At 71.1% G+C, this 24,585-nt stretch carries 21 protein-coding genes; 7 read left to right on the top strand and 14 right to left on the bottom strand.

Features of this window, described 5'->3' with window-relative positions; translation table 11 throughout:
• Nucleotides 1–2: 2 nt before the first annotated feature.
• The 8 genes from D1369_RS06285 to tkt form a co-directional block, all read right to left on the bottom strand.
• Nucleotides 3–1,466 carry a hypothetical protein gene (locus tag D1369_RS06285; protein ID WP_037902038.1) on the bottom strand — a complete coding sequence of 488 codons (1,464 nt, stop codon included), beginning with the start codon at nucleotides 1,464–1,466 and terminating at the stop codon, nucleotides 3–5.
• Between the two features lie 98 nt (nucleotides 1,467–1,564).
• Nucleotides 1,565–2,152: a histidine phosphatase family protein gene (locus D1369_RS06280; protein ID WP_007385993.1), complete on the bottom strand. Its 588-nt coding sequence runs from the start codon at nucleotides 2,150–2,152 to the stop codon at nucleotides 1,565–1,567.
• A gap of 7 nt (nucleotides 2,153–2,159) precedes the next feature.
• Complete coding sequence (gene gnd, locus D1369_RS06275) at nucleotides 2,160–3,038, bottom strand: phosphogluconate dehydrogenase (NAD(+)-dependent, decarboxylating) (protein ID WP_007385994.1); 879 nt, start codon at nucleotides 3,036–3,038, stop codon at nucleotides 2,160–2,162.
• A gap of 10 nt (nucleotides 3,039–3,048) precedes the next feature.
• On the bottom strand, nucleotides 3,049–4,701 hold the full coding sequence (pgi, locus tag D1369_RS06270) for a glucose-6-phosphate isomerase (RefSeq protein WP_007385995.1): 1,653 nt from the start codon (nucleotides 4,699–4,701) through the stop codon (nucleotides 3,049–3,051).
• Between the two features lie 128 nt (nucleotides 4,702–4,829).
• A complete protein-coding gene (gene opcA / locus D1369_RS06265) occupies nucleotides 4,830–5,765 on the bottom strand; it encodes a glucose-6-phosphate dehydrogenase assembly protein OpcA (RefSeq protein ID WP_007385996.1) in 936 nt (311 codons plus the stop codon).
• A complete protein-coding gene (gene zwf, locus D1369_RS06260; RefSeq protein WP_007385997.1) occupies nucleotides 5,762–7,297 on the bottom strand; it encodes a glucose-6-phosphate dehydrogenase in 1,536 nt (511 codons plus the stop codon). Before zwf ends, opcA begins: the two co-directional genes overlap by 4 nt.
• Nucleotides 7,294–8,439 (bottom strand): transaldolase, encoded by a 1,146-nt coding sequence (gene tal / locus D1369_RS06255; protein WP_007385998.1) that lies wholly within the window; start codon nucleotides 8,437–8,439, stop codon nucleotides 7,294–7,296. Before tal ends, zwf begins: the two co-directional genes overlap by 4 nt.
• Nucleotides 8,440–8,458: 19 nt before the next feature.
• Nucleotides 8,459–10,534, bottom strand: coding sequence for a transketolase (tkt, locus tag D1369_RS06250; RefSeq protein WP_037902041.1), 2,076 nt, complete (start codon nucleotides 10,532–10,534; stop codon nucleotides 8,459–8,461).
• A gap of 146 nt (nucleotides 10,535–10,680) precedes the next feature.
• Here tkt and D1369_RS06245 point away from each other — a divergent pair, with 146 nt between their 5' ends.
• From D1369_RS06245 to D1369_RS06225, 5 genes are all read left to right on the top strand, one after another.
• Nucleotides 10,681–11,595: an AraC family transcriptional regulator gene (locus D1369_RS06245; RefSeq protein ID WP_007386000.1), complete on the top strand. Its 915-nt coding sequence runs from the start codon at nucleotides 10,681–10,683 to the stop codon at nucleotides 11,593–11,595.
• A gap of 14 nt (nucleotides 11,596–11,609) precedes the next feature.
• The gene (locus D1369_RS06240) at nucleotides 11,610–11,870 is read left to right on the top strand and encodes a VOC family protein (RefSeq protein ID WP_007386001.1); all 261 of its coding nucleotides are present in this window, start codon (nucleotides 11,610–11,612) and stop codon (nucleotides 11,868–11,870) included.
• 152 nt (nucleotides 11,871–12,022) lie between these two features.
• Nucleotides 12,023–12,913: an alkaline phosphatase family protein gene (locus D1369_RS06235; protein ID WP_007386002.1), complete on the top strand. Its 891-nt coding sequence runs from the start codon at nucleotides 12,023–12,025 to the stop codon at nucleotides 12,911–12,913.
• Between the two features lie 5 nt (nucleotides 12,914–12,918).
• Nucleotides 12,919–14,211, top strand: coding sequence for an MFS transporter (locus D1369_RS06230; RefSeq protein ID WP_007386003.1), 1,293 nt, complete (start codon nucleotides 12,919–12,921; stop codon nucleotides 14,209–14,211).
• Nucleotides 14,208–15,230 carry a hypothetical protein gene (locus D1369_RS06225; protein WP_007386004.1) on the top strand — a complete coding sequence of 341 codons (1,023 nt, stop codon included), beginning with the start codon at nucleotides 14,208–14,210 and terminating at the stop codon, nucleotides 15,228–15,230. Before D1369_RS06230 ends, D1369_RS06225 begins: the two co-directional genes overlap by 4 nt.
• Before the next feature lie 66 nt (nucleotides 15,231–15,296).
• On the opposite strand, the gene D1369_RS06220 is transcribed toward D1369_RS06225, so the two are convergent.
• Together D1369_RS06220 and D1369_RS06215 are read right to left on the bottom strand one after the other, a co-directional pair.
• On the bottom strand, nucleotides 15,297–16,682 hold the full coding sequence (locus D1369_RS06220; protein ID WP_007386005.1) for a glycoside hydrolase family 16 protein: 1,386 nt from the start codon (nucleotides 16,680–16,682) through the stop codon (nucleotides 15,297–15,299).
• Between the two features lie 188 nt (nucleotides 16,683–16,870).
• Nucleotides 16,871–17,680: an SDR family oxidoreductase gene (locus D1369_RS06215; RefSeq protein WP_007386006.1), complete on the bottom strand. Its 810-nt coding sequence runs from the start codon at nucleotides 17,678–17,680 to the stop codon at nucleotides 16,871–16,873.
• A gap of 64 nt (nucleotides 17,681–17,744) precedes the next feature.
• Here D1369_RS06215 and D1369_RS06210 point away from each other — a divergent pair, with 64 nt between their 5' ends.
• Entirely contained in the window at nucleotides 17,745–18,530 is a 786-nt protein-coding gene (locus tag D1369_RS06210) for a helix-turn-helix transcriptional regulator (RefSeq protein ID WP_007386007.1), read from the top strand.
• A gap of 16 nt (nucleotides 18,531–18,546) precedes the next feature.
• Here D1369_RS06210 and D1369_RS06205 read toward each other — a convergent pair whose 3' ends face one another.
• Both D1369_RS06205 and D1369_RS06200 read right to left on the bottom strand, forming a co-directional pair.
• Nucleotides 18,547–19,782 (bottom strand): Ig-like domain-containing protein, encoded by a 1,236-nt coding sequence (locus D1369_RS06205; protein ID WP_118082320.1) that lies wholly within the window; start codon nucleotides 19,780–19,782, stop codon nucleotides 18,547–18,549.
• 170 nt (nucleotides 19,783–19,952) lie between these two features.
• Nucleotides 19,953–22,055 carry an MMPL family transporter gene (locus D1369_RS06200; protein WP_118082319.1) on the bottom strand — a complete coding sequence of 701 codons (2,103 nt, stop codon included), beginning with the start codon at nucleotides 22,053–22,055 and terminating at the stop codon, nucleotides 19,953–19,955.
• A 198-nt stretch (nucleotides 22,056–22,253) separates the two neighbouring features.
• Between D1369_RS06200 and D1369_RS06195 the strand changes: the two genes are divergently transcribed.
• Complete coding sequence (locus D1369_RS06195; RefSeq protein WP_007386010.1) at nucleotides 22,254–22,661, top strand: VOC family protein; 408 nt, start codon at nucleotides 22,254–22,256, stop codon at nucleotides 22,659–22,661.
• A gap of 53 nt (nucleotides 22,662–22,714) precedes the next feature.
• On the opposite strand, the gene D1369_RS06190 is transcribed toward D1369_RS06195, so the two are convergent.
• Together D1369_RS06190 and D1369_RS06185 are read right to left on the bottom strand one after the other, a co-directional pair.
• Nucleotides 22,715–23,386 carry a response regulator transcription factor gene (locus D1369_RS06190; protein ID WP_007386011.1) on the bottom strand — a complete coding sequence of 224 codons (672 nt, stop codon included), beginning with the start codon at nucleotides 23,384–23,386 and terminating at the stop codon, nucleotides 22,715–22,717.
• A complete protein-coding gene (locus D1369_RS06185) occupies nucleotides 23,383–24,576 on the bottom strand; it encodes a sensor histidine kinase (protein ID WP_118082318.1) in 1,194 nt (397 codons plus the stop codon). Before D1369_RS06185 ends, D1369_RS06190 begins: the two co-directional genes overlap by 4 nt.
• Nucleotides 24,577–24,585: the final 9 nt, after the last annotated feature.

Genomic DNA, 24,585 nt, shown 5'->3' with positions numbered 1-24,585 from the left:
CCTCACTGGCGGTTGACGGTCCGAGTGACACCCGCGAAGACCGTCGTCGCCAGGATCCAGCCCGCGATGACCAGGGCGTACGACAGTGATTGGTACCAGCCCTGCGGGGCGAAGGCGCCTTCCTGGCCGAAGGAGATCACCGGCAGCAGCAGGTCGAGGGTGTAGAAGAGCGCGTTGAAGTGGGGGGCCTCGTCCGCCTTGAGCGGCGGCGGGTGGTGCAGGCCGTAGGCGAGCGTGCCGACGGCGAGCAGGGAGAGCAGCCAGACGCAGGCCCGCAGGGGGTGGAAGCCGTAGCCGACGGTGGCGTCCTGGACGTGGCCCCACAGGCGTCCGTACCAGGCGAGCGTGGCGCGGTGGCGGCGCTGCTTGGCGAGCTGGACCAGTCGGGCGGCCCGGTCGTCGCCGATGCGGCGGTAGGCGGCGGTCAACTGCTCGTAGGCGTGCGGGACATAGCCCTCGCGGTCGCGCTCCAGCATGGGCAGGCGGCGCTCGGCCGGCTCCTGGGGCGTGAGCGAGGTGTAGACGAGCTTGTTGAACTGGACCTCCTCCGGCACCACTTCGGGTTCCAGGAACAGGTCGTCGATCTGGGCGCGGCGCAGGCTGAGGGTCCCCTGGATGGGCGGCCCCTTGCGCAGCCAGAGCTCCCCGATGGTGGAACTGTTCGCCCGGAGCGCCGCGTCGCCCGGGTTCGACAGATGCGCGTACGAGAAGTCGAGGCGGCCCGCGATCCGGGCGCCCCGCAGGCCGACCCAGCCGAAGGTGTGCGCCCTGCGCAGATGGACGTCGCCCTCCACGACCAGGGTCTGCCCGTCGAGGACGATGTCGCCGGGGTGGCTGAGCCGGGCGTCGTTGAGGTTGACGGAACCGGCGACGGTGGCGCCGTTGAGGCGGATCTCGCCGTGCACGCGGAGCCCCGGCGCCCACAGATCGTCGCCGAGGCTCATGTGGTTGAGCTGGAGCGCGGGTTCCGCGGCCTCGTCCGCGACGATCTCGGCCCGGTCCATGAACAGCGCCCCGGCGATCCGCGCCCCGCCGAGCCGCACCGGGCCGTTCACCAGGCAGCCCGTCAGCCGCAGCACGGCCTCCACACGCAGCGTGGCGGCGGTCAGTCCGGGCAGCACGGAGTCGCTGAGGTTCAACTGGCGTACCCGGCAGCCGTACAGCACCGGTACGTCGTCGAAGTGGCAGTGGCTGAGCCGTACGGCGTGGTCGACCGTCCCGTACTGGAGCGCGAGCACACCGGTGATCCGGGCGCCCGCCAGTTTGAGGGCGGGTATCTCCCCGTCCTCCTGCGGTCCGTTGAGCATCAGCGCCCGCAGCACGGAAGCCCGCACGGTCCGTTCGGCGCCCCACTCGGCGCCGCCCGCCACGTCCTCGTCCTCCGCCACCCGGAAGTCCACGGCCTCTCCCCGGGGGAAGGCACGCCACACCCGCAGTTCGGCCGGGGTCAGGTTGTCGATCTCCATCAGCCGTGACTCTCCATCGCGCACGTCACGGTGTCAACCGGCCCGCGGACGACGACGGCCGGGGAGCCTGAGCTCCCGGGCCGTCCACAACTGCCGTGCTAGGCCCTCGTGTTCCACTCCGCGATCACCGGGCGGTCGTGTTCCGTCGAAAGACGGCTCACCGTCCCGGTAGCCAGCTGGAACAGCCGGCCGTCCGCCGGTGGCAGCCCCAGCCGGCGGGCCGTCAGGACCCGCAGGAAGTGGGCGTGGGCCACGAGGACCACGTCTCCGTCCGGGAGGGCGGCGTCGACCCGGGTGAGGACCCGGTCGGCGCGGCGGCCGACGTCCTCAGGGGATTCGCCGGGGTGTCCGTCCGGGCCGGGCGGGACCCCGTCGGTCCACAGGTTCCAGTCGGGCCGGGTGCGGTGGATGTCGACGGTGGTGACGCCCTCGTAGGCGCCGTAGTCCCACTCGTGGAGGTCGGGGTCGGTCAAGGCCCCGGTGATGCCCGCCAGTTCGGCGGTGCGTATCGCGCGGTCCAGCTCACTGGTGAGCGCGAGCGAGAAGGTCCGGTCCGAGAGGAGCGGAGCGAGTGACTTGGCCTGTTCCTCGCCGTGCTGGGTGAGGGGCAGGTCGGTCCAGCTGGTGTGCTGTCCCGACACGCTCCACTCCGTCTCACCGTGGCGGACCAGAAGGAGATCCCCCACGGCGCGCCTACTTCTTCGCTTCTACGGCGTGCCCGCCGAACTGGTTGCGCAGCGCCGCGATCATCTTCATCTGCGGGGAGTCGTCCTGGCGGGACGCGAACCGGGCGAACAGCGACGCCGTGATCGTGGGCAGCGGCACCGCGTTGTTGATCGCCGCCTCCACGGTCCAGCGACCCTCGCCGGAGTCCTCCGCGTAGCCCTTGAGCTTGTCCAGGTGCTCGTCCTCGTCGAGGGCGTTGACCGCGAGGTCAAGCAGCCAGGAGCGGATGACGGTCCCCTCCTGCCAGGAGCGGAACACCTCCCGCACGCTGTCCACCGACTCGACCTTCTCCAGCAGCTCCCAGCCCTCGGCGTACGCCTGCATCATGGCGTACTCGATGCCGTTGTGAACCATCTTGGAGAAGTGCCCGGCGCCCACCTTGCCCGCGTGGACATAGCCGTACGGCCCCTCGGGCTTGAGCGCCTCGAAGATCGGCTGGAGCCGGTCCACGTGCTCCTTGTCGCCGCCGACCATGAGCGCGTAGCCGTTCTTCAGGCCCCACACACCGCCGGAGACACCGGCGTCGACGAAGCCGATGCCCTTGGCGCCCAGCTCCTCGGCGTGCTTCTCGTCGTCCGTCCAGCGGGAGTTGCCCCCGTCGACCACGGTGTCACCCGGTGACAGGAGATCGCCGAGCTCGTCCACGACGGACTGGGTGGCGGCGCCGGCCGGCACCATCACCCACACGGTGCGCGGCGCCTCCAGCTTGTCGACCAGCTCGGCGAGGCTCGCCACGTCGGACACCTCGGGATTGCGGTCGTAGCCGACGACGGTGTGGCCGGCGCGGCGGATGCGTTCGCGCATGTTGCCGCCCATCTTGCCCAGGCCGATGAGGCCGAGCTGCATCGCTGTCATGTCAGAGCACTTCCTTCAGTTCACGGTAGGCGGCCACGAGGGCGGTGGTGGAGGGGTCGAGGCCGGGAACCTCGGCGCCTTCGGTCAGGGCGGGCTCGACGCGCTTGGCGAGGACCTTGCCGAGCTCGACGCCCCACTGGTCGAAGGAGTCGATGTTCCAGATCGCGCCCTGGACGAACACCTTGTGCTCGTAGAGGGCGACGAGCTGGCCCAGGACCGAGGGCGTCAACGCGCGCGCCAGGATGGTCGTGGTCGGGTGGTTGCCCTGGAAGGTGCGGTGGGCCACCTGCTCCTCGGCCACGCCCTCCGCGCGCACCTCCTCGGCGGTCTTGCCGAAGGCGAGCGCCTGCCCCTGGGCGAACAGGTTGGCCATCAACAGGTCGTGCTGCGCCTTGAGTTCGTCGCTCAGCTCGTCGATCGGGCGGGCGAAGCCGATGAGGTCGGCCGGGATGAGCTTGGTGCCCTGGTGGATCAACTGGTAGTAGGCGTGCTGCCCGTTGGTGCCGGGCGTGCCCCACACCACCGGTCCGGTCTGCCACTCCACGGGGTTGCCGTCACGGTCCACCGACTTGCCGTTGGACTCCATGTCCAGCTGCTGGAGGTAGGCGGTGAACTTCGACAGGTAGTGGGAGTAGGGCAGTACCGCGTGCGACTGGGCGCCGTGGAAGTTGCCGTACCAGACGCCCAACAGGCCGAGGATCAGCGGGGCGTTGGCCTCGGCCGGGGCGTTCTGGAAGTGCTCGTCGACGATCCGGAAGCCGTCGAGCATCTCCCGGAAGTGGTCCGGGCCGATGGCGATCATCAGGGAGAGGCCGATCGCCGAGTCGTAGGAGTAGCGGCCGCCGACCCAGTCCCAGAACTCGAACATGTTGTCCGGGTCGATGCCGAAGTCCGTGACCTTCTCGGCGTTCGTCGACAGGGCGACGAAGTGCCTGGCGACGGCCTTGTCGTCGTGGAGTCCGGCGGGGCCGTCGAGCAGCCAGGTGCGGGCCGAGGTGGCGTTCGTGATCGTCTCGATCGTGGTGAACGTCTTGGACGCGACGATGAACAGGGTCTCCGCCGGGTCCAGGTCCCGTACCGCCTCGTGCAGGTCGGCGCCGTCCACGTTGGACACGAATCGGAAGGTCAACTCCCGTGCCGTGTAGGCCCGCAGGGCCTCGTACGCCATCGCGGGGCCGAGGTCGGAGCCGCCGATGCCGATGTTGACGACGTTCTTGATCCGCTTGCCGGTGTGGCCGGTCCACTCACCGGAGCGGACCCGGTTCGCGAAGTCGCTCATCTTGTCGAGGACGGCGTGCACGCGGGGCACGACGTTCTCGCCGTCGACCTCGACCACCGCGCCCGCCGGGGCCCGCAGCGCGGTGTGCAGGACCGCCCGGTCCTCGGTGAGGTTGATCCGCTCGCCCCGGAACATGGCGTCGCGGAGTCCGAACACGTCGGTGGCGCCGGCCAGTTCCTGAAGCAGGGCCAGGGTCTCGTCGGTGATCAGGTGCTTGGAGTAGTCGATGCGCAGATCGCCGACGCGCACCACGTAGCGCTCCGCGCGCCCCGGGTCCTCGGCGAACAGCTCACGCAGATGCGCGTGCTGCTCGGCTCGGTGGTCCTCCAGGGCCGTCCACTCGGGGCGACGCGTCAGAAGAGGGGAGTCAGACATGAACAGGGATCTCCTTGGTGCCCGGAGGGGGCGTCTGATGGATCTTTCCGGCGGGACGGGGCCCGGCACGCACTGCCCCGCGGGGAGTACCCCCCGCGGCGTCGCCGGTCACCGGGAGGTACGGCCCCTCAGGACCGGCCGGATCCATCGGACCCCCCCTCGCCCCGCAGGGCCACGGCGTACATCTCGTCGGCGTCGAGGCGGCGGAGCTCCTCGGCGATGAGTTCGGAGGTGGAGCGGACCTTCAGCGCGAGGGTGCGCGACGGCTGGCCCGGCAGGGACAGCGTGGCCAGCGGGCCCTCGGGACGGTCGATGACGACCTCGCCGTTCGCGGTGCCCAGGCGGACGGCCGTGACGACCGGACCGTCGCTGACCACGCGGTCGATCTTCACCTTCAGCCGCGCCTCCAGCCAGCGCGCGAGCAGTTCGGCGGCGGGGTTGTCGGCCTCGGCCTCCACGGCCCCGGAGATGATCTCCGCGCGGGCCTGGTCGAGGGCCGCCGCCAGCATCGAGCGCCACGGCGTCAGCCGGGTCCAGGCGAGGTCGGTGTCGCCCGGCGCGTAGGAGCGGACCCGGGCCGCCAGGACATCGAGGGGGTTCTCGACGGCGTACAGGTCGGTGATCCGGCGCTGGGCCAGCGCGCCCAGCGGGTCCTTCGCCGGGTTCTCCGGCGCGTCCACCGGCCACCACACGACGACCGGCGCGTCGGGCAGCAGCAGCGGCAGCACGACGGAGTCGGCGTGGTCGGAGACCTCGCCGTAGGTCCGCAGGATGACCGTCTCGCCGGTGCCGGCGTCGGCGCCCACCCGGACCTCGGCGTCCAGCTTGGACGCCATCCGGTCACGGGCGGTGCGGGCGTGCCGCTTGATGACGACCAGGGTGCGCGAGGGGTGCTCGTGCGAGGCCTCCTCGGCCGCCTTGATCGCGTCGTAGGCGTTCTCCTCGTCCGTGACGATCACCATCGTCAGGACCATGCCCACAGCGGGGGTTCCGATGGCGCGGCGACCCTGCACCAGCGCCTTGTTGATCTTGCTTGCCGTGGTGTCGGTCAGGTCGATCTTCATGGCCTGCGCCAGCTCCGTCCGTCTCGTGCGAGCATCTCGTCGGCTTCCTCGGGTCCCCAGGTACCCGACGCGTACTGCGCCGGACGGCCGTGGTTCGCCCAGTACTCCTCGATCGGGTCGAGGATCTTCCAGGACTCTTCCACTTCCTGGTGACGCGGGAACAGGTTGGCGTCCCCGAGGAGGACGTCCAGGATGAGTCGCTCGTACGCCTCCGGGCTGGACTCGGTGAACGACTCGCCGTAGGCGAAGTCCATCGTCACGTCCCGGATCTCCATCGAGGTGCCCGGCACCTTCGAGCCGAACCGGACCGTCATGCCCTCGTCCGGCTGCACCCGGATGACGATCGCGTTGGAGCCCAGCTCCTCGGTGGCCGTGGAGTCGAAGGGCGAGTGCGGGGCCGTCTGGAAGACGACCGCGATCTCGGTGACCCGGCGGCCGAGCCGCTTGCCGGTGCGCAGGTAGAAGGGGACGCCCGCCCAGCGTCGGTTGTCCACGTTCAGCCTGATGGCCGCGTACGTGTCCGTGGTGGAGGACTGGTCGATGCCGTCCTCCTCCAGATAGCCGAGCACCTTCTCGCCGCCCTGCCAGGCGCCCGCGTACTGCCCGCGCACGGCGTGCTTGCCGATGTCCTCCGGCAGCTTCACGGCCCTGAGGACCTTCAGCTTCTCGGTGAGCAGCGACTCGGCGTCGAAGGCGGCCGGCTCCTCCATGGCGGTGAGCGCCATCAGCTGGAGCAGGTGGTTCTGGATGACGTCACGGGCGGCGCCGATGCCGTCGTAGTAGCCGGCCCGGCCGCCGATGCCGATGTCCTCGGCCATCGTGATCTGCACGTGGTCGACGTACGAGCGGTTCCAGATCGGCTCGTACATCTGGTTGGCGAAGCGCAGCGCCAGGATGTTCTGGACGGTCTCCTTGCCCAGGTAGTGGTCGATGCGGAAGACCTGGTCCGGCTCGAACACGTCGTGCACGAGCGCGTTGAGCTCGCGGGCGCTCTTCAGGTCGCGGCCGAACGGCTTCTCGATGACCGCCCGCCGCCAGGAGCCCTCGGGAGCGTTCGCCAGCCCGTGCTTCTTGAGCTGCTGGACGACCTTCGGGAAGAACTTCGGCGGTACGGAGAGGTAGAAGGCGTAGTTGCCGCTGGTGCCGCGGGCCTTGTCGAGGTCCTCGACGGTCTGGCGCAGCTGCTTGAACGCCGTGTCGTCGTCGAAGTCGCCCGGGATGAACCGCATCCCCTCGGCGAGCTGCTGCCAGACCTCCTCACGGAACTCGGTCCGCGCGTGTTCGCGCACGGAGTCGTGCACGATCTGCGCGAAGTCCTCGTCCTCCCAGTCCCGGCGGGCGAACCCGACGAGCGAGAAGCCCGGCGGGAGCATGCCGCGGTTGGCGAGGTCGTAGACGGCCGGCATCAGCTTCTTGCGGGACAGGTCGCCGGTGACACCGAAGATGACGAGCCCGGAGGGCCCGGCGATCCGGGGCAGACGCCGGTCGCGCTCGTCGCGCAGGGGGTTCTCCCAGTCGGCGGTGATGGTCATTCCGCGTCAACTCCCTTGCTGTTCAGCGACTTCGTGACGGCGTCAAGCAGCTCCTGCCAGGCCGCCTCGAACTTGGCGACACCCTCGTCCTCCAGCTGCCGCACGACCTCGTCGTACGAGATCCCCAGCGCCTGAACGGCGGCCAGGTCGGCGCGGGCCTGCGCGTAGCCGCCGGTCACCGTGTCGCCGGTGATCTCGCCATGGTCGGCGGTGGCGTTCAGCGTGGCCTCCGGCATGGTGTTGACCGTGCCGGGGGCGACCAGGTCGTCGACGTAGAGGGTGTCCTTGTAGGACGGGTCCTTCACGCCGGTCGAGGCCCACAGCGGGCGCTGCTTGTTGGCGCGGGCGCCGCCGAGGGAGTTGAAGCGCTCCCCGGCGAAGACCTCCTCGTACGCCTGGTAGGCGAGCCGCGCGTTGGCGAGCGCCGCCTTCCCCTTGAGCGCGAGGGCCTGATCCGTGCCGAGGACGGTGAGCCGCTTGTCGATCTCGGAGTCGACCCGGGAGACGAAGAAAGAGGCGACGGAGTGAATCGTGGAGAGGTCGAGGCCCTTCTCGGCCGCCTTCTCCAGACCGGCCAGGTAGGCGTCCATGACCTCGCGGTAGCGCTCCAGCGAGAAGATCAGCGTGACGTTGACGCTGATCCCGAGGCCGATGACCTCGGTGATCGCCGGGAGGCCCGCCTTCGTCGCCGGGATCTTGATCATGACGTTCGGGCGGTCCACCAGCCAGGCCAGCTGCTTGGCCTCGGCGATCGTCGCCGCCGTCTGGTGGGCGAGACGCGGGTCGACCTCGATGGAGACCCGGCCGTCCCGGCCGCCGGTGGCGTCGAACACCGGTCGCAGCACGTCGGCGGCGGCACGGACGTCGGCCGTGGTCATCATCCGTACGGCCTCGTCGACCGTCACGCCCCGGGTGGCGAGGTCGCTCAACTGCTCCTCGTAGCCCGCTCCGGAGCCGATGGCGGCCTGGAAGATGGACGGGTTGGTGGTGACGCCGACGACGTGCTTCGTGGCGACGAGCTCGGCGAGGTTCCCGGACTCGATCCGCCCGCGCGACAGGTCGTCCAACCAGATGGAGACGCCCTGGTCGGACAGGCGCTTGAGTGCTCCCGCGGTAGCGGTCGCTTCGGTCACAGTGATCATCTTCTTTCTGGCGGTCGGATCAACCACGCGCGGCGGCCAGGGATTCCCGGGCGGCCGCGACGACGTTCTCGGGGGTGAAGCCGTACTCGGCGAACAGGGTCTTGGCGTCGGCGGAGGCGCCGAAGTGCTCGAGGGAGACGATGCGTCCTGCGTCACCTGTGAAGCGGTACCACGTGAGACCGATGCCGGCCTCGATCGCGACGCGGGCTCGCACGGACGGCGGAAGGACGCGCTCCCGGTACTCCCGCGGCTGCTCCTCGAACCACTCCACGGACGGCATCGACACCACCCGGGTGCCCACCCCCTCCGCCTCCAGCTGCTCCCGAGCGGCGACGGCGAGCTGGACCTCGGAGCCGGTGGCGATGAGGACGACGTCCGGGATCTCCGTGGAGGAGTCCCGGAGCACGTACCCGCCCTTGGCCGCGTCCGGGTTCGGGGCGTACGTCGGGACACCCTGGCGGGTGAGTGCGAGGCCGTGCGGGGCCGGATTCGTGGCGTGCCGCTTGAGGATCTCGGCCCAGGCGATCGCGGTCTCGTTGGCGTCGGCCGGGCGCACGACGTTCAGGCCCGGGATCGCGCGCAGGGACGCCAGGTGCTCGACCGGCTGGTGGGTCGGGCCGTCCTCGCCGAGGCCGATGGAGTCGTGCGTCCAGACGTAGGTGACGGGCAGCTGCATCAGCGCGGACAGGCGCACGGCGTTGCGCATGTAGTCGGAGAACACCAGGAAGGTGCCGCCGTAGATCCGCGTGTTGCCGTGCAGCGCGATGCCGTTCATCTCCGCGGCCATGGAGTGCTCGCGGATCCCGAAGTGGATCGTACGGCCGTACGGGTCGGCCTCCGGCAGCGCGTTGCCCTTCGGCAGGAAGGAGCTCGTCTTGTCGATGGTGGTGTTGTTCGAGCCGGCGAGGTCGGCGGAACCGCCCCACAGCTCGGGAAGCACCGGGCCCAGCGCCTGGAGGACCTTGCCGGAGGCGGCACGGGTCGCGACGGAGCCGCCCTCCTCGAAGACCGGGATCGCGGACTCCCAGCCCTCGGGGAGCTGGCCGGCCACGATCCGGTCGAAGAGCTCGGCCCGCTCGGGCTGCTCACCGCGCCACACGGAGATCTGCTTGTCCCAGGCCGCGTGCGCCTCGGCGCCCCGGTCCAGGGCCAGCCGGGTGTGGCGGATGACCTCGTCCGAGACCTCGAAGGTCTGCTCCGGGTCGAAGCCGAGGACCCGCTTGGTGGCGGCGACCTCGTCGGCCCCGAGCGCCGAGCCGTGGGCGGCCTCGGTGTTCTGCGCGTTCGGGGCGGGCCAGGCGATGATCGTGCGCATCGCGATGATCGAGGGGCGCTCGGTCTCGGCCTGGGCCGCCTTCAGGGCCGCGTACAGGGCGGGTACGTCGATGTCGCCGTCGGCGCCGGGCTCGATGCGCTGGGTGTGCCAACCGTAGGCCTCGTACCGCTTCAGCACGTCCTCGGAGAACGCGGTGGCGGTGTCGCCCTCGATGGAGATGTGGTTGTCGTCGTAGACGAAGACCAGGTTGCCGAGCTTCTGGTGGCCGGCGAGGGAGGAGGCCTCGGCGGAGATGCCCTCCTCCAGGTCGCCGTCGGAGACGATCGCCCAGACGGTGTGGTCGAAGGGGGACTCGCCCTCGGGGGCCTCGGGGTCGAACAGGCCGCGCTCGTAGCGGGCGGCCATCGCCATGCCGACGGCGTTGGCGACGCCCTGGCCGAGCGGCCCGGTGGTGGTCTCGACGCCGGCGGTGTGCCCGTACTCGGGGTGGCCGGGCGTCTTGGAGCCGTGGGTCCGGAAGGCCTTGAGGTCGTCGAGCTCCAGCTCGTACCCGGAGAGGTAGAGCTGGGTGTAGAGCGTCAGCGAGGTGTGCCCGGGGGAGAGGACGAAGCGGTCACGACCGGTCCACTCGGGATCGGCGGGGTCGTGACGCATCACCTTCTGAAAGATCGTGTATGCCGCCGGCGCCAGGGCCATCGCGGTGCCCGGGTGCCCGTTCCCGACCTGCTGCACGGCATCGGCCGCCAACAGGCGGGCGGTGTCGACGGCACGCCGGTCGAGTTCGGTCCATTCGAAGGTGTCCGGTGTCTGCGTGCTCATCTTCAAGAAGTCCTCGATCGGAGCGGGATTGCTGGCCTGACGTGTTCAAACTTAAAAGTCTGACTTTTACGGGGGAAGGTCGCGGTGTGCCAGCCTGTGGTGAAAGTGGGACACGGAACGCTCCAGGCAGGCGGCGCGAGCAGGACATGGCGGACAGAACACCCCAAGGCTCCATCCAAGGTGGAGACGGTGACGGCGGAATGGACGGGATCAGAACGTTCCCCTTCCCCAGCGAGCTGAGTGTGTGCGGAGTCGGCATGCAGGTCGGCCCGATGGGAGCAGGACGCACCTGGCACGCGGATGCCCCGTTGGAGCGCGTGCACCGCATCGACTTCCATGTCGTGATGCTCTTCGACGGCGGCCCCGTCCGCCACATGATCGACTTCGCCGAGTACGAGGCGACGGCGGGCGACGTGATGTGGATCCGCCCGGGCCAGGTCCACCGCTTCTCACCGACGAGCGAGTACCGCGGAACCGTGCTGACCATGCAACCGGGCTTCCTGCCCCGGGCGACGGTGGAGGCGACGGGGCTCTACCGCTACGACCTCCCGCCGCTGCTGCGGCCCTCCGGCGCCCAGTTGGCGGGCCTCCAGGCATCCCTGGCCCTGCTGCAACGGGAGTACGAGGACACCTCGACCCTTCCGCTGAGTCTGCACACCTCGGTCCTGCGGCACTCGTTGACGGCTTTCCTGCTGCGTCTTGCCCACCTCGCGGCGAGTTCGGCGGAGGCCGGGCGGCGGGCCGAGTCGACGTTCACCCTGTTCCGGGACGCGGTGGAGAAGGACTTCGCCACCAACCACAGCGTCAGTGCGTACGCCGACGCGCTGGGCTACTCCCGCCGGACCCTCGTACGCGCGGTGCGCGCCGCGACGGGGGAGACCCCCAAGGGGTTCATCGACAAGCGGGTCGTGCTGGAGGCGAAGCGACTGCTGGCCCACACGGACATGCCGATCGGGCGGGTGGGGGCGGCGGTGGGGTTCCCGGACGCGGCCAACTTCTCGAAGTTCTTCCAGCAGCACACCGACATGACACCGGCGGCCTTCCGGGCGGAACTGCGCTGACGAACAATGGCCGGATGGCCCGACTGGGTGACGTCGCCTTCGACTGTGCCGGGCCCGCGATGGTCGCCCGGTCCGGGGCGGCCGCTCTGGACGGCTGTGCCGTGGCGCCGTACGACGACGAGGAGTTGGCCCGCCGGGGGGCCCTCGGGATCACTGGCGTCGAGGACGAGGCCGAGCGGCTCGTCGGGCTCGGTGCGACGGTCCGGGAGCGGTACGCGGACCGTCTCGTGCTCTGCGATCCCGAAGGGAGCGAGTCCTGTGTGACGCCCACTTGACTCTCCCTTTGCCGTGCATGACCTGTGCGTGGGGCGAACTTTGCCTGGCGGAGGCCACGGTTCGCCCGGCCTTCACGTGGACCCGGCCAAGGGCTCCTAGGGTTGCGGCGCCGCTCCCCCCGAACGTCCGTCACTCTGTCCGGAGGACAGTCATGGCCGCCGTCAAGGCACCGCAGCGCAACCGACGTTCCCTCCCCGCCCTCGCCGGAGCCGTCGCCCTCACCGCCACCTCGATCGGCGTGTGGGCCGCGACCGCCTCCACCGCCCAGGCAGCCGCTCTCCCCACCCCCGACCACATCGTGGTCGTGGTGCTGGAGAACCACGCCTACTCCCAGGTCATCGGCAGCTCCAGCGCCCCCTACCTCAACAACACCCTCAAGGCCGGTGGCGCCACCCTCACCCAGTCCTACGGCCTCACCCACCCCAGTGAGCCGAACTACTACATGCTCTTCTCCGGCTCCAACCAGGGCCGCACCGACGACAGTTGCGTCTCCGTCGGCTCCCTCTCCGCGCCGAACCTCGCCTCCGAGCTCATCGCCGCGGGCAAGACCTGGAAGAGCTACAACGAGTCGCTGCCCAGCCAGGGTTCGACGACCTGCAGCAGCGGCAACTACGCCCAGAAGCACAACCCGTGGTTCGGCTTCTCCAACGTGCCGACGAACACCGCGATGACCTTCGCGCAGTTCCCGACCGACTACACGACCCTGCCGAAGGTCTCCTTCGTCGTGCCGAACCTGTGCAGCGACATGCACGACTGCTCGGTCTCCACCGGCGACACCTGGATCAAGAACAACCTGGGCGCCTACGCCACCTGGGCCACGACCCACAACAGCATCCTCGCCGTCACCTTCGACGAGGACAACAAGCTCTCCGGCAACCGCATCCCCACCCTCTTCTACGGCCAGCACGTCGCCCCCGGCAGCACCAGCTCCACCACCTACAACCACTACAACGTGCTGCGCACGGTGGAGGACCTGGCCGGCCTGAGCGCCCACGCGGGCAACGCCGCCTCGGCCTCCGACATCACCGGCATCTGGAACTGACGCCGGTGTACCTCGCGGACTCCCGGAGCACGGGTTCCCGCGGCACCGAGGCCGCCGTCGTCCCGGACACCCGTCCGGGGCGGCGGCCGGCCGCAGTGCCCGCCACCGTGCTGGCCCTGGGCGCGGTCAGCCTGATCACGGACGTCTCCTCGGAGATGGTGACGGCCGTCCTGCCGCTGTACGTGGTCGCGGGCCTCGGCCTGTCGCCGCTCGGCTTCGGTCTCCTCGACGGCATCAACAACGGCGTCGGCGCCCTCGTCCGGCTGGCCGGCGGTCACCTCGCAGACCGGGGAGGCCGGAGCCACAAGGTCGTGGCGGGCCTCGGCTACGGTCTGTCGGCGCTGTGCAAGCCGTTGTTGCTCCTCGCCCACACCCTCCCCGTGCTCGGTGCCGTGCTCGCCGTCGACCGCACCGGCAAGGGCCTGCGCACCGCCCCTCGGGACGCGATGATCTCGCTGGCGACCGAACCCGCGCGCCGGGGACGGGCGTTCGGCGTCCACCGGGCCATGGACACCACCGGTGCGCTGCTCGGCCCGCTCGTCGCCTTCGCCGTCCTGCGGGCCACCGTCGACGGCTACGACGCGGTCTTCGCGGTCAGCGGCTGCGTCGCCGTGCTCGGGGTCCTGGTGCTGGTGCTCTTCGTGCCCGGCCACATCACTCCGGCAGGGGTCGTACAACCGCCCGAGCAGGGGCGGCCGTTGCTCCGGGACGCGCTCGGGCTGCTGCGCCTTCCCGAGCTGCGGCGACTCACCCTGTGCGCGAGTCTGCTCGGCCTGACCACCGTCAGCGACTCCTTCCTGTATCTGCTGCTCCAACGCGAAGGGAACCTGCCCGCCCACCTGTTCCCGCTGCTGCCGCTGGGCACGGCCGCCTGCTTCCTGTTGCTCGCCGTGCCGCTCGGCGCACTCGCCGACCGTGTCAGCCGCCGCCGGCTCTTCCTGGCCGGCCACGGCGTCCTGCTGCTCGGCTACGGCCTGGTGCTCTCCCCGTGGCACGGCGTCCCGGCCGTGGTCGCCGTCCTCGTCCTGCACGGCACCTTCTACGCGGCCACCGACGGAGTCCTCGCGGCGGCGACCGCCGCGGTCGTCCCCGCCCGGCACCAGGGGGCGGGGCAGGCGCTGGTGGGCACCGGGCAGGCGCTGGCCCGGTTCGGCTGCTCGCTCGCCTTCGGCGCCGCCTGGAGCCTGTGGGGCGGTCGGACCGCGCTCGCGGTCACGGCGGCCGCACTGGCCGCCAGCGCCGTCGTGGCTGCGTTCGTCCTGCGCGGCTCCGCAACCAGTGACGAGGTGCCCGCATGACCCGAACGACCCGTCTGGTGACCCTGCTGGTCGCCGTATTGCTGCTCGGCGCGGTCGGCACCGGGTCGGTGCTGTACGCCGCGCACCGCTCGGGCATGCGGGACCAGCAGCAGGCGGACGGTCCGACCGTGCGGCCCGGCACCGTCTCGCTGCGGCCGACAGCCGAACGCCGCCTGCTGGTACGCAACCTGGCCTGGGGCCCGCACCGCGACGAGATCGCCACCGTCCCCGCCGACGATCCGCAGGGCCCGCGCACCGCGTCGGGCGTGAAGTGCCTGCGCTTCCACGCGGCGGCCGGCACCGGCATCTGCCTCCAGGCCGTGCACGGGGCCCTGGAGGACACCTACCGCGCGGTGGTGCTCGACGCGCACCTGCGCGAACGGCACCGCTTCCCGGCCGCCGGCATCCCCACCCGGGCCCGGGTCTCGCCCTCCGGGCACCTGGTCGCCTGGACGGTGTTCGTCAGCGGGGACTCGTACGCCGGAACGAACTTCTCCACCCGCACGGCCATCGTCGACACCCGCACCTGGGCGATCGACGACAACCTGGAGACCTTCCGCGTCATCAAGGACGGCCGGACCTACCACGCCGCCGACACCAACATCTGGGGCGTCACCTTCGCCGACGACCACCGCTTCTACGCCACCCTGGCGACCGGCGGCCGGACCTATCTCGTACGGGGTGACCTCACCGCGCGCACCCTGACCACCCTGCACCGCAACGTCGAGTGCCCCTCCCTCTCCCCGGACGGCACCCGCGTCGCCTACAAGAAACGCGTCAAGGGCGCCTCGCCCGACGCCCCTTGGCGGCTGTACGTCCTGAACCTGAGCACGATGAAGGAGACCGCGACCGCCGAGTCCCGCACCATCGACGACCAGGCCCTGTGGGCCGACGGCGACACCCTGGTCTACGCCCTCCCCGGCGACTACGGCTCCGACCTGTGGACCGTGCCCGCCGACGGCGGCGGCACGGCCCGCCGCCTGATGACCTCCGCGGTCGCCCCCGCCTACCTGGGATGACACGACACTGCCCCGCGAGAGACCGCACAGGCCTCGCGGGGCAGCTCGGATGGGCCAACACCTCGGTCAGTGACCGAAGTTGAACCAGTTCACGTTCACGAAGTCGGCCGGCTGGCCGCTGGTGAAGGTCAGATAGACGTTGTGGGTGCCGGTGACGGCGCTGATGTTGGCCGGGACCGTTCTCCAGGACTGCCAGCCACCGGTGTTGGCGAGGGCGAAGCTGCCGATCGGCGTGGCGGTACGGCTGTCCAGGCGCACCTCGACCAGACCGCTGACCCCGCCCGCCGCGCCGCTCGCCACCCGCGCGACGAACTGGGTCGCCGCCGTGGAGCCGAAGTTGACGTTCTGGTAGAGCGCCCAGTCGCCGTTGGCGAGGGAGGCGATGTTCTGGCCGCCGCCGGTGTCGGTCGTGGTCTCGGTGCCGACACCGCTCTGACTGCTGAAGGACTCCGCCTGGATGGTGCCGTACGCGTCCACGCCTCCCGTGGGCGGTGGCGTGGTACCGCTCCCACTCGCCGACAGTACCTGGACGTAGTCCACGACCATGGGTACGCCGGACTGGGTGCCGGAGTCGAGTCCGCCGCCGAACGCGTCGGGGAAGGCGCCGCCCATCGCCACGTTGAGGATGATGAAGTAGCCGTGCTGGGTGGCGTTGGCCCAGGTGGTCGCATCCACCTGGCTCGCGTTGACCGAGTGGTACTGGGTGCCGTCCACCAGGAAGCGGATCGTCTCGGGGCTCACCGAGCGGTCCCACTCCATGGTGTAGGTGTGGAACGCCGACTGGCAGGTCGAGCCCGGACAGGCGACGTTGTTGCCGATGCCCGTCGTCTCGTTGCACGGGCCGCCCGGGTTGGTGCCGCAGTGCATCGTGGCCCACACGCGGTTCATGCCCTGGACGTTCTCCATGATGTCCAGCTCGCCGACGCCCGGCCAGTTCTGGTAGTTGCCGCGGTAGGGCGCGCCCAGCATCCAGAAGGCGGGCCAGTAGCCCTCGGCCGCGGTGCCGGTGACGTTGGGCATCTGGATACGTGCCTCGACGCGCAGCTTGCCGCCGGACGGGGGCTGGAAGTCGGTGCGGTTGGTCTCGATACGGCCCGAGGTCCAGTTGCCGGCGGAGTCGCGGAGCGGGGTGATGCGCAGGTTGCCGTTGCCGTCGAGGGCGACGTTGCTCGTGCTGTTGGTCATCCTCTCGACCTCGCCTGTGCCCCAGTTGGCGGGGCCGCCGGGGTAGGAAGTCCCGGTCGCGTACTGCCAGTTGGAGGTGGAGACGCCGGTTCCCGCGGAGCCGTTGAAGTCGTCGAGGAAGACCTGCGACCAGCCCGTGGGAGGCGTGGGGGCGGAGGCGTCGGCGGGGAGGGTGGCGGCCGTCGCGAGGGCGGCGGCCAGGCCGAGGGTGCTCAGCACGGCGACGAGAGCCCGTCGCCGTCTGGGTATGCCGGAGGTTTCGCTCATGGGGGTGCCTCTCGGGTGCGGGGTGGGGGTGCGGATGCCCTTCGAGCACGCTCTGAGAGCGCTCTCAAAGTGCGCCCAATGTGCTCTCGGCCACTCCGGTCGTCAAGAGGTGAAACAGTGAAAGTCGCTGCGGTGCAGGTGAGTTCAGTCCGTGAAGGGTGCGCACCCGTGCCCCGCGGCGCCGACGGTCACGCCTTCGCGGCGAGAGCGCGCCACGCCTCCCAGGTGTCCAGGCGTTGCCGGTAGGCCGCCTCGACGACGGGATACGGGTAGGTGCCGAGGAAGAGCCGCAGGGGCGGTTCGGGGGTGTCGGCCAGTTCGAGGATCACGTCGGCGGTGGCCCGGGGATCCTGCGGGGCGCGGGCCGCGGCCCCGGACCGGCGAGCCTCGCGGATCGGCTCGTAGGCGGCGAGGGGGTCGGTGTGCACCGCGGAGGAGCCGGACCAGTCGGTGCCGTACGGGCCGGGTTCGACGATCGTGACACGGACGCCGAGCGGGCCGACCTCCTGGGCCAGCGCCTCGCTCATCCCCTCCAGCGCCCACTTGGAGGCGTTGTAGAGACCCAGGGACGGGAAGGCGGCCAGGCCGCCGATGCTGGACACCTGAAGGATGTGCCCGGCGCCCTGGGCGCGCAGGACCGGCAGAGCCGCCTGGGTCACCCACAGCGGACCGAGCACGTTCGTGTCCAGCTGGGCGCGGGCCTGTTCCTCGGTGGTCTCCTCGACCATGCCGAACAGGCCGTAGCCCGCGTTGTTGACGACCACGTCGAGGCGGCCGAAGGTGTCGGCGGCCCGTCGCACGGCGGTGAACGCGGCCGCCCGGTCGGTGACGTCGAGGGCGAGGGGCAGGACGTCGTCCCCGTAGGTGTCGGCGAGGGGCTTCAGGGTCTCGACGCGACGGGCGGTGGCGGCCACGCGGTCGCCGCGGGACAGGGCGGCCTCGGCCCAGATCCGGCCGAAGCCGCGGGACGCGCCGGTGATGAACCAGGTCTTCTTCATGCCCTCGACCCTGCGCCCGCCACCGGTCGGTAGCCAGCACCCCGGGAGGGTTACCCTTCCAGCCATGGCGGCCGACAACGCGCTCGGAGAGTTCCTGAAGGCCCGGCGGGGACGGGTCCCGCCCTCGCGGGCGGACCTGCCCGCGCACGGCAGGCGCCGGGTCGCGGGACTGCGCCGCGACGAGCTGGCCCGGCTGGCCGGCATCAGCGAGCCGTATCTGACCCGTCTGGAACAGGGCGTCGACCAGCATCCGTCGCCCCAGGTGCTGCAGGCGCTCGCCCGGGCGCTGGAGCTGGACGCCGACACCTGCGCGCACCTGTTCGCGCTGGCCGCCCCCGGTCCCGTACGGCCCACGGAGACCGAAGTCTCCCCGGACCTGCACCAGTTGCTCGACGCGTGGGCGGGCACTCCGGCGTACGTGCGCGACCGGCGGTTCGACGTGCTGGCCGCCAACAAGTGGGCCCGCGCGCTCGCCCCGATGTACGAGCCCGGGCACAACCTGGCCCGGGACATGTTCCTCGACCCGGGAGCCCGCCGGCTGTTCCCGGACTGGCCGGAGATCGCCGCGCAGACCGCCGCGGCCCTGCGCGCCGAGGCCGACCCGCGTGATCCCCGAGTCGCCCGGCTCGTCGCCGAACTGGAGGCGGACGAGGACTTCCGGGGCCTGTGGGCGCGGCACGACGCGCGGCCCTCCCGCGACGAGCTCAAACGCTTCGCGCACCCGGTCGTCGGAGAGCTCGCCCTGCGGCGGCAGGCGCTCACCGTCGGGGGTGCCGAGCAGCAGGTGATCATCGTCTACCAGGCGGTGCCGGGAAGCCCCTCCGAGGCCGCCCTCACCCGGCTTCTGTGACGTGACAGGCCCACATCTAGACCGCGCTGCCGGCCTTCCAGTCCGCCCACGACAGGTTCCAGCCGTTGAGCCCGTTCGACGGCTCCACGGTCTTCTCGCCGGAGTTCTTCACGACGACGACATCGCCGAGCATCGAGCTGTCGTAGAACTTGTAGCCGTCCACGGACGTGTCGTTCGCGCCCTTCGCGTCATGCAGGCCGACGCAGCCGTGGCTGGTGTTCCGGTGGCCGAACACCGAGGTGGACGCCCAGTAGTTGCCGTGCACGAAGGTCCCGGAGGTGGTCAGGCGCTGGGCGTGCGGCACGTCCGAGATGTCGTACTCGTCGCCGAGCCCGACCGTCGAGGACTCCATGCGGGTCTGCTTGAAGCGTTCGCTGATCACCATGATCCCGGACCAGGTGGTGTGGTCGGAGTCGCCGCCGGAGACGGGGTACGTGGCGACGGTTTCGCCGTCCCGCTCGACGACCATCCGCTGGGTGGCCAGGTCGACCGTGCTGATCTGCCCGCGGCCGATGTGGAAGGTGACGTCCTTCGACTGCACGCCGTAGACACCGTCCGTGCCCTGGACGTCCTTGAGCCGCAGCCCGAGTGTGATCTTCGTGCCGGCCGCCCAGTAGGTCTCGGGCCGGAAGTCGAGCCGGGTGTCGCTGAACCAGTGGCCCACGATCTCCACCGCGGGTTCCGCGGTCACGGTGATCGCCTTCTGCACGGCGGCCTTGTCGGACACGGCACGGGTGAAGTTGATCGACACGGGCATGCCGACGCCGGAGGTGGAGCCCGCCTCGGGGGTGAAGTAGCCCACGAACGTCTCGCCGGGCGACTTCGTGGTGAAGGTGGCCGTCTCCTCGGTGCCGCCCTGGGCCGTGACCGCGACCGTGTACCTGGTGCCCGAGTACGGGTTCTGCGACGACGTCCATGTCGTCCGGGCGTCGTTGAAGGAGCCGTCCAGGGTGGAGCCGTCGTTGCCGGTGACCTTCACCGAGGTGAGGGCGCCGTCCGTGACCGTGACCTCGACGGGAGCGCCGAAGTCGGCCTTCGTGGTGCCGTCCGCCGGGGTGACCGAGACCACCGCCTTCTTGGTCGCCGCCTGCACGGAGGCGGTCGCCTCGGACCCCTGCGAGGCGTCCGCCGAGCCGCCCCCGCACCCCGTGAGCAGGGCCGTGGCCGGTACGGCGCCGAGCGCGGCGAGGAGCCCGCGCCGGGACCACCTCCCCGACGGCTCGGACCGGTTCGATATGTGCGAGTCGCCCACTGCAGGCCTTCCTGAGATGTCCGCCTTTGCGGGTGCATCGTGCGCCTCGCACCTTGGGCGATCCTTTGAATCGCCGGGCCACTGGCTGAGATTCCGATGAGGACCCTCCGAGGGCGCCGCAACGGCGGTGCCCCGGCCGTCGGGGCACCGCCGTCCGCCGTCCGCCGTCGTCAGGCGCTCGCCGACACGGTCCGCTCGGGCGTGGCCGCCTCCCGCAGCCCGAACCGGTCGTGCGCCCTGCGCAGCGGCTTCGGCGCCCACCAGGCGTGCCGGCCGAGCAGCGCCATGGTCGCCGGGACCAGCAGCATCCGTACGACCGTCGCGTCGATCAGCACCGCCAGGGTCAGACCGAGACCGATCTGGAGGATGGGGGAGAACCCGCCGGTCATGAAGGCGCCGAACACGATCGCGAGGAGCAGCGCGGCACAGGTGACGACCCGCCCGGACCGCCGCAGCCCGGTCACGACAGCCGCGTGGTCGTCACCGCCGCGCTGCCGGGCCTCCCGCATCCGGGCCAGGATGAACAACTCGTAGTCCATGGCGAGCCCGAAGGCGATCGACACGATCAGCGGCGGGGCCGTCAGGCTCAGCGCTCCCAGACCCTCGCCACCGAGCAGCCCGGCCCCGTGGCCGTCCTGGAAGACCCACACCACCACGCCGAGCGCCGCGCCCAGACTGAGCAGGGTGGTCGCGATCGTGCGCAGCGGGATCAGCACCGAGCCGGTGAAGGCGAACAGCAGCACGAGGACGGCGGCCAGGACGGTCAGCGCCGCCCAGGGTGCCCGGTCGGCGAGCATCGCGCGGAAGTCGACCAGCCGGGCCGCGACGCCGGTCACCTCGACGGGCTGGTCGCCGCGCAGCTCCCGTACCCGCTCGACCAGGTCGGTGGCCGCCTTGCCGTCCACCGTGCCGGGCGGCTGCAGTTCCACGACGGTGTTGCCGCCCGGCAGGACACGGGACTCGGCGTTCGGGACCAGGGCGCGGACGCGGTCGGCGGTCGTGGGGTCGGTGCCGGGCTTGAGGACGACGACCACGGGGGAGACGCCGGTGCCCTTCGGGAAATGCGCGTCGACGGTGTCGAACAGCTGCCGTGCCTCGGTGCCGGCCGGCAGTTGCCGGGCGTCCCCGATGGATATCCGCATGCCGGTCACGGGCAGGGCCAGGAGCAGCAGGACCGGGACGACGGTGACCAGGACGGCGACCCGGCGGCGCTGCGCGAAGCGGGCGAGGCGGGCGAAGACACGGCCCTCCTCGTCCTCGGAACGCGCCTTCGAGGGCCGGATCCGCCCGCCGAACCTCGTGAGCAGCGCGGGCAGCAGCGTCACCGCGGCCAGCATGTCGACCACCACGACGGCGGCGACGGCGAGGCCCATGCTGCGCAGGAACACGCTCGGGAAGACCAGCAGGCCGGTCAGGCTGACGGCCACGGTGAGCCCGGAGAACAGGACGGTCCGGCCGGCCGCTTCGACCGTGCGGTGCACGGCCTCCACCACGTCGTCGGTGTGCCGTCGTTCCTCGCGGAAGCGGACCAGCGTCAACAGGGCGTAGTCGACGGCGAGTCCGAGGCCGAGCATGGTGGTGACCTGGATCGCGTACACCGAGATGTCGGTGAACCGGCTGAAGGCGAACAGTCCGAGGAAGGCGCCCGCGATCCCGCTCACCGCGACCACCAGCGGCAGCGCGGCCGCGCGCAGTCCGCCGAAGACGACGAGCAGCAGGGCGAGGACGACCGGCAGGGAGATCAACTCGGCGTTCTTCACGTCCTCCTGGGCGCGTTCCCCGAGCTGTCGGCCCAGCAGTTCGCCGCCGCTGACGTGGACGTCGGGTGCGTCGATCCGCTTGATCGTCCCGACGGCCGTGTCGGTCGCCTTCTCCTCGTCCTCGTCGCTGAGGCCGCCCTCGAAGGTGACGGGGATGATCAGGGCCTGGCCGTCCCGGGCGGTGAGACCGGGGGTGGTGTACGGGTCCGGCACGTCGGCCACTCCGGCGATCTCGCGGACCCGGGCGACGGTCCGCTCGACCTGGGCACGCAGGGCCGCGTCGGAGACGGCCTCGCCCGCGACGACCGCGGTGACGGACTCGCCGGACGGGTCCACGCCGGAGAGGTAGTCGTCGGCCGTGTCGGACTCGGTGCCCGGCACGTCGGGCACATCGTCGGAGAGGTCGGCGAAGACGCCCGTGCCGAGGCCGAAGCCCAGCAGCAGGAAGGCGGCCCAGAGGCCGATGACGGTCAGAGGGCGGCGGGTCGCCGCCCGGGCGAGGGTGGAGAGCACGGGGGCCTCCCGGCGGGTTGGCGGTGGTCGATGGCACCTTCAGACTGCTGGCGTGGGCGTGATCCCCGGATCGCCGGGGCGGGCGGTTTCGGCGCCTCCGCCGTACGGGTGAGTCGGGGCCCCTCTCACTCCGGGGAGGGAGGAATCTCCGGTACCGGTCGCGGAGTTGGAGACAGGAGAGACCATCAAGGAGGCCGCATGTCCGATGTACCGCCCACCGTCCGTGAACTCCGTCTGGTCGTCACGGCGGACGACTACGACGAGGCGTTGCGCTTCTACCGGGACGTCCTCGGGCTGCCCGAACGGGCCGCGTTCTCGTCGCCGGACGGGCGGGTGACCATTCTGGAGGCGGGGCGGGCGACGCTGGAGCTGACCGATCCGAACCATGCCGCGTTCATCGACGAAGTCGAGGTCGGCAAGCGGGTCGCCGGGCACATCAGGGTCGCCTTCGAGGTCGACGACTCGACCGCCACGACGGCCAGGCTCGCGGAGGCCGGCGCGGAGGTGATCGCCGAGCCGACGCGTACGCCGTGGAACTCGCTCAACTCCCGCCTGGAGGCGCCCGGTTCGCTTCAGCTGACATTGTTCACCGAGCTGGACGACTAGGAGCGCTCACGGCCGCGGGCGCGTGGGGGCTGGTCGCGCAGTTCCCCGCGCCCCTAAAGGGGCGCGCCCGGCGCCACGAGGCCAGTTTCGTAGGCGCAGATCACGGCCTGCACTCGATCTCTCAGCCCCAACTTGCTCAGGACGTTGCTGACATGCGTCTTGACCGTGTGCTCGCTCACGAACAGGGTCGTGGCGATCTCCGCGTTGGACAGGCCCCGGGCCAGCATCCGCAGGATCTCCACCTCGCGGGCCGTCAGGGCGTCCAGGCGGTCGGGGGTGGCCCCGGTGGCGGCCTCCTCGCGGCGGCGGCGCACGATGTCCGCGACCAGGCGGCGGGTGATCGTCGGGGCGAGCAGCGAGTCGCCGCCCGCGACCACGCGGACCGCGTGTACGAGGTCGTCCCGGCGGACGTCCTTGAGGAGGAAGCCGCTGGCTCCCGCGTACAGCGCGTCGTACACGTACTCGTCGAGGTCGAACGTGGTCAGCATGACCACCTTGCAGCTCGACCGGGCGCACACCCGCCGGGCTGCCTCCAGACCGTCCATGACGGGCATCCGGATGTCGAGGAGGAGGACGTCGGGGGTGTGCCTGCACACCGCGGCCACCGCCTCGGCGCCGTCCCCGGCCTCGGCGACCACCTCGATGTCCGGCTGCGCCTCCAGGATCATGGTGAAGCCGCTGCGAACCAGTTCCTGGTCGTCGGCGACGACCACCCGGATGCTCACCCGAGGGCCGCTTCCCGGTCCGCGCCGACGGGCAGCCGTACGACGATCCGGAAGCCCCCCTGCGGACCCGGCCCGGCCTCCGCGCTGCCCCCGCAGGCGGCGGCACGCTCCCTGAGGCCGATCAGCCCGTGGCCGCCGGTCGTGGGCGCGGGGCCCCTGCCGTCGTCGGTGACCGTGAGGGTCAACTCGTCCTCCGCCCAGTCGAGTTCCACCTGTGCGCAGGAAGCGTACGCGTGCTTCACCGTGTTGGTCAGGGCTTCCTGCACCGCGCGATAGGCGGCCACCTCGGCGTCCGGAGGCAGTGGGCGGGACCGGCCGCGTACGCTCAACTCCACCCGGAGTGCGGTCGATGCGGCGACCTGCCGGACCAGACCGGGCAGTCCGGCGAGATCCGGCTGAGGCAGCCGGACGCCGCCCCGGCGTTCCTCCTCCTTCAACACCCCGAGGATGCGCCGTAGTTGGGCCATCGCGTCCCGCCCGCTGGCCGCGATCGCGTCGAACGCGGCCTCGGCGCGGTCCGGGTCGCTGCGCACCACGACCGGTCCGGCCTCCGCCTGGACGACCATCAGGCTGACCGCGTGCGCGAGAATGTCGTGCATGTCCCGGGCGATGCGGGAGCGTTCCTGGGCGATGGCCCGCGCGGTCTCGGCGGCCCGCTCCCGTTCGAGGCGGCGTGCCCGGTCCTCGACGGCGGCGGTGTACGCGCGTTGGACGCGGGCCAGTACGCCGAGGCCGTAGGCGCAGATCATGCCGGTGAGGTGGAAGGCGTACTCGAAGGGCTCGGAGTGCTCCTTGTGCTGCATGGTCAGCACGGCTCCGAGCAGCCAGCTCGCCAGCATCGTGCGGCGCTGCCAGGGCAGGCCCTGGGCGGCCAGGGTGTAGAGGACGACGAGCCCGCCATAGAGCACGTCCGGTGGTGGCGCGTGGTAGTAGGCCATCGCCGTGGTGGCCGCCGAGACGGCCAGGGCGCACGCGTAGGGGAAGCGGCGGCGCCAGACCAGGGGGACGGCGGTGGCGGCCCCCAGCAGCCAGCCCACCAGGCTCAGCGGGTCGTCGCCCTCGTCCGGGAACATCCACTGCAGGGACGCGGCGAACAGCACCAGCGCGGCGAGCGCGCTGTCGACCACGTACGGGTTCGTCGTCCTCAGACGGGTCACGACGGGGGCGTACCAGGACCGGACGGCGGACATGAGCGGCTC

Source organism: Streptomyces sp. CC0208 (assembly GCF_003443735.1).
GTDB classification, from domain to species: Bacteria; Actinomycetota; Actinomycetes; order Streptomycetales; family Streptomycetaceae; genus Streptomyces; species Streptomyces sviceus.
The sequence above is the reverse complement of the archived record's forward strand: the minus strand, read 5'-3'. Positions and strand labels throughout refer to the sequence as shown.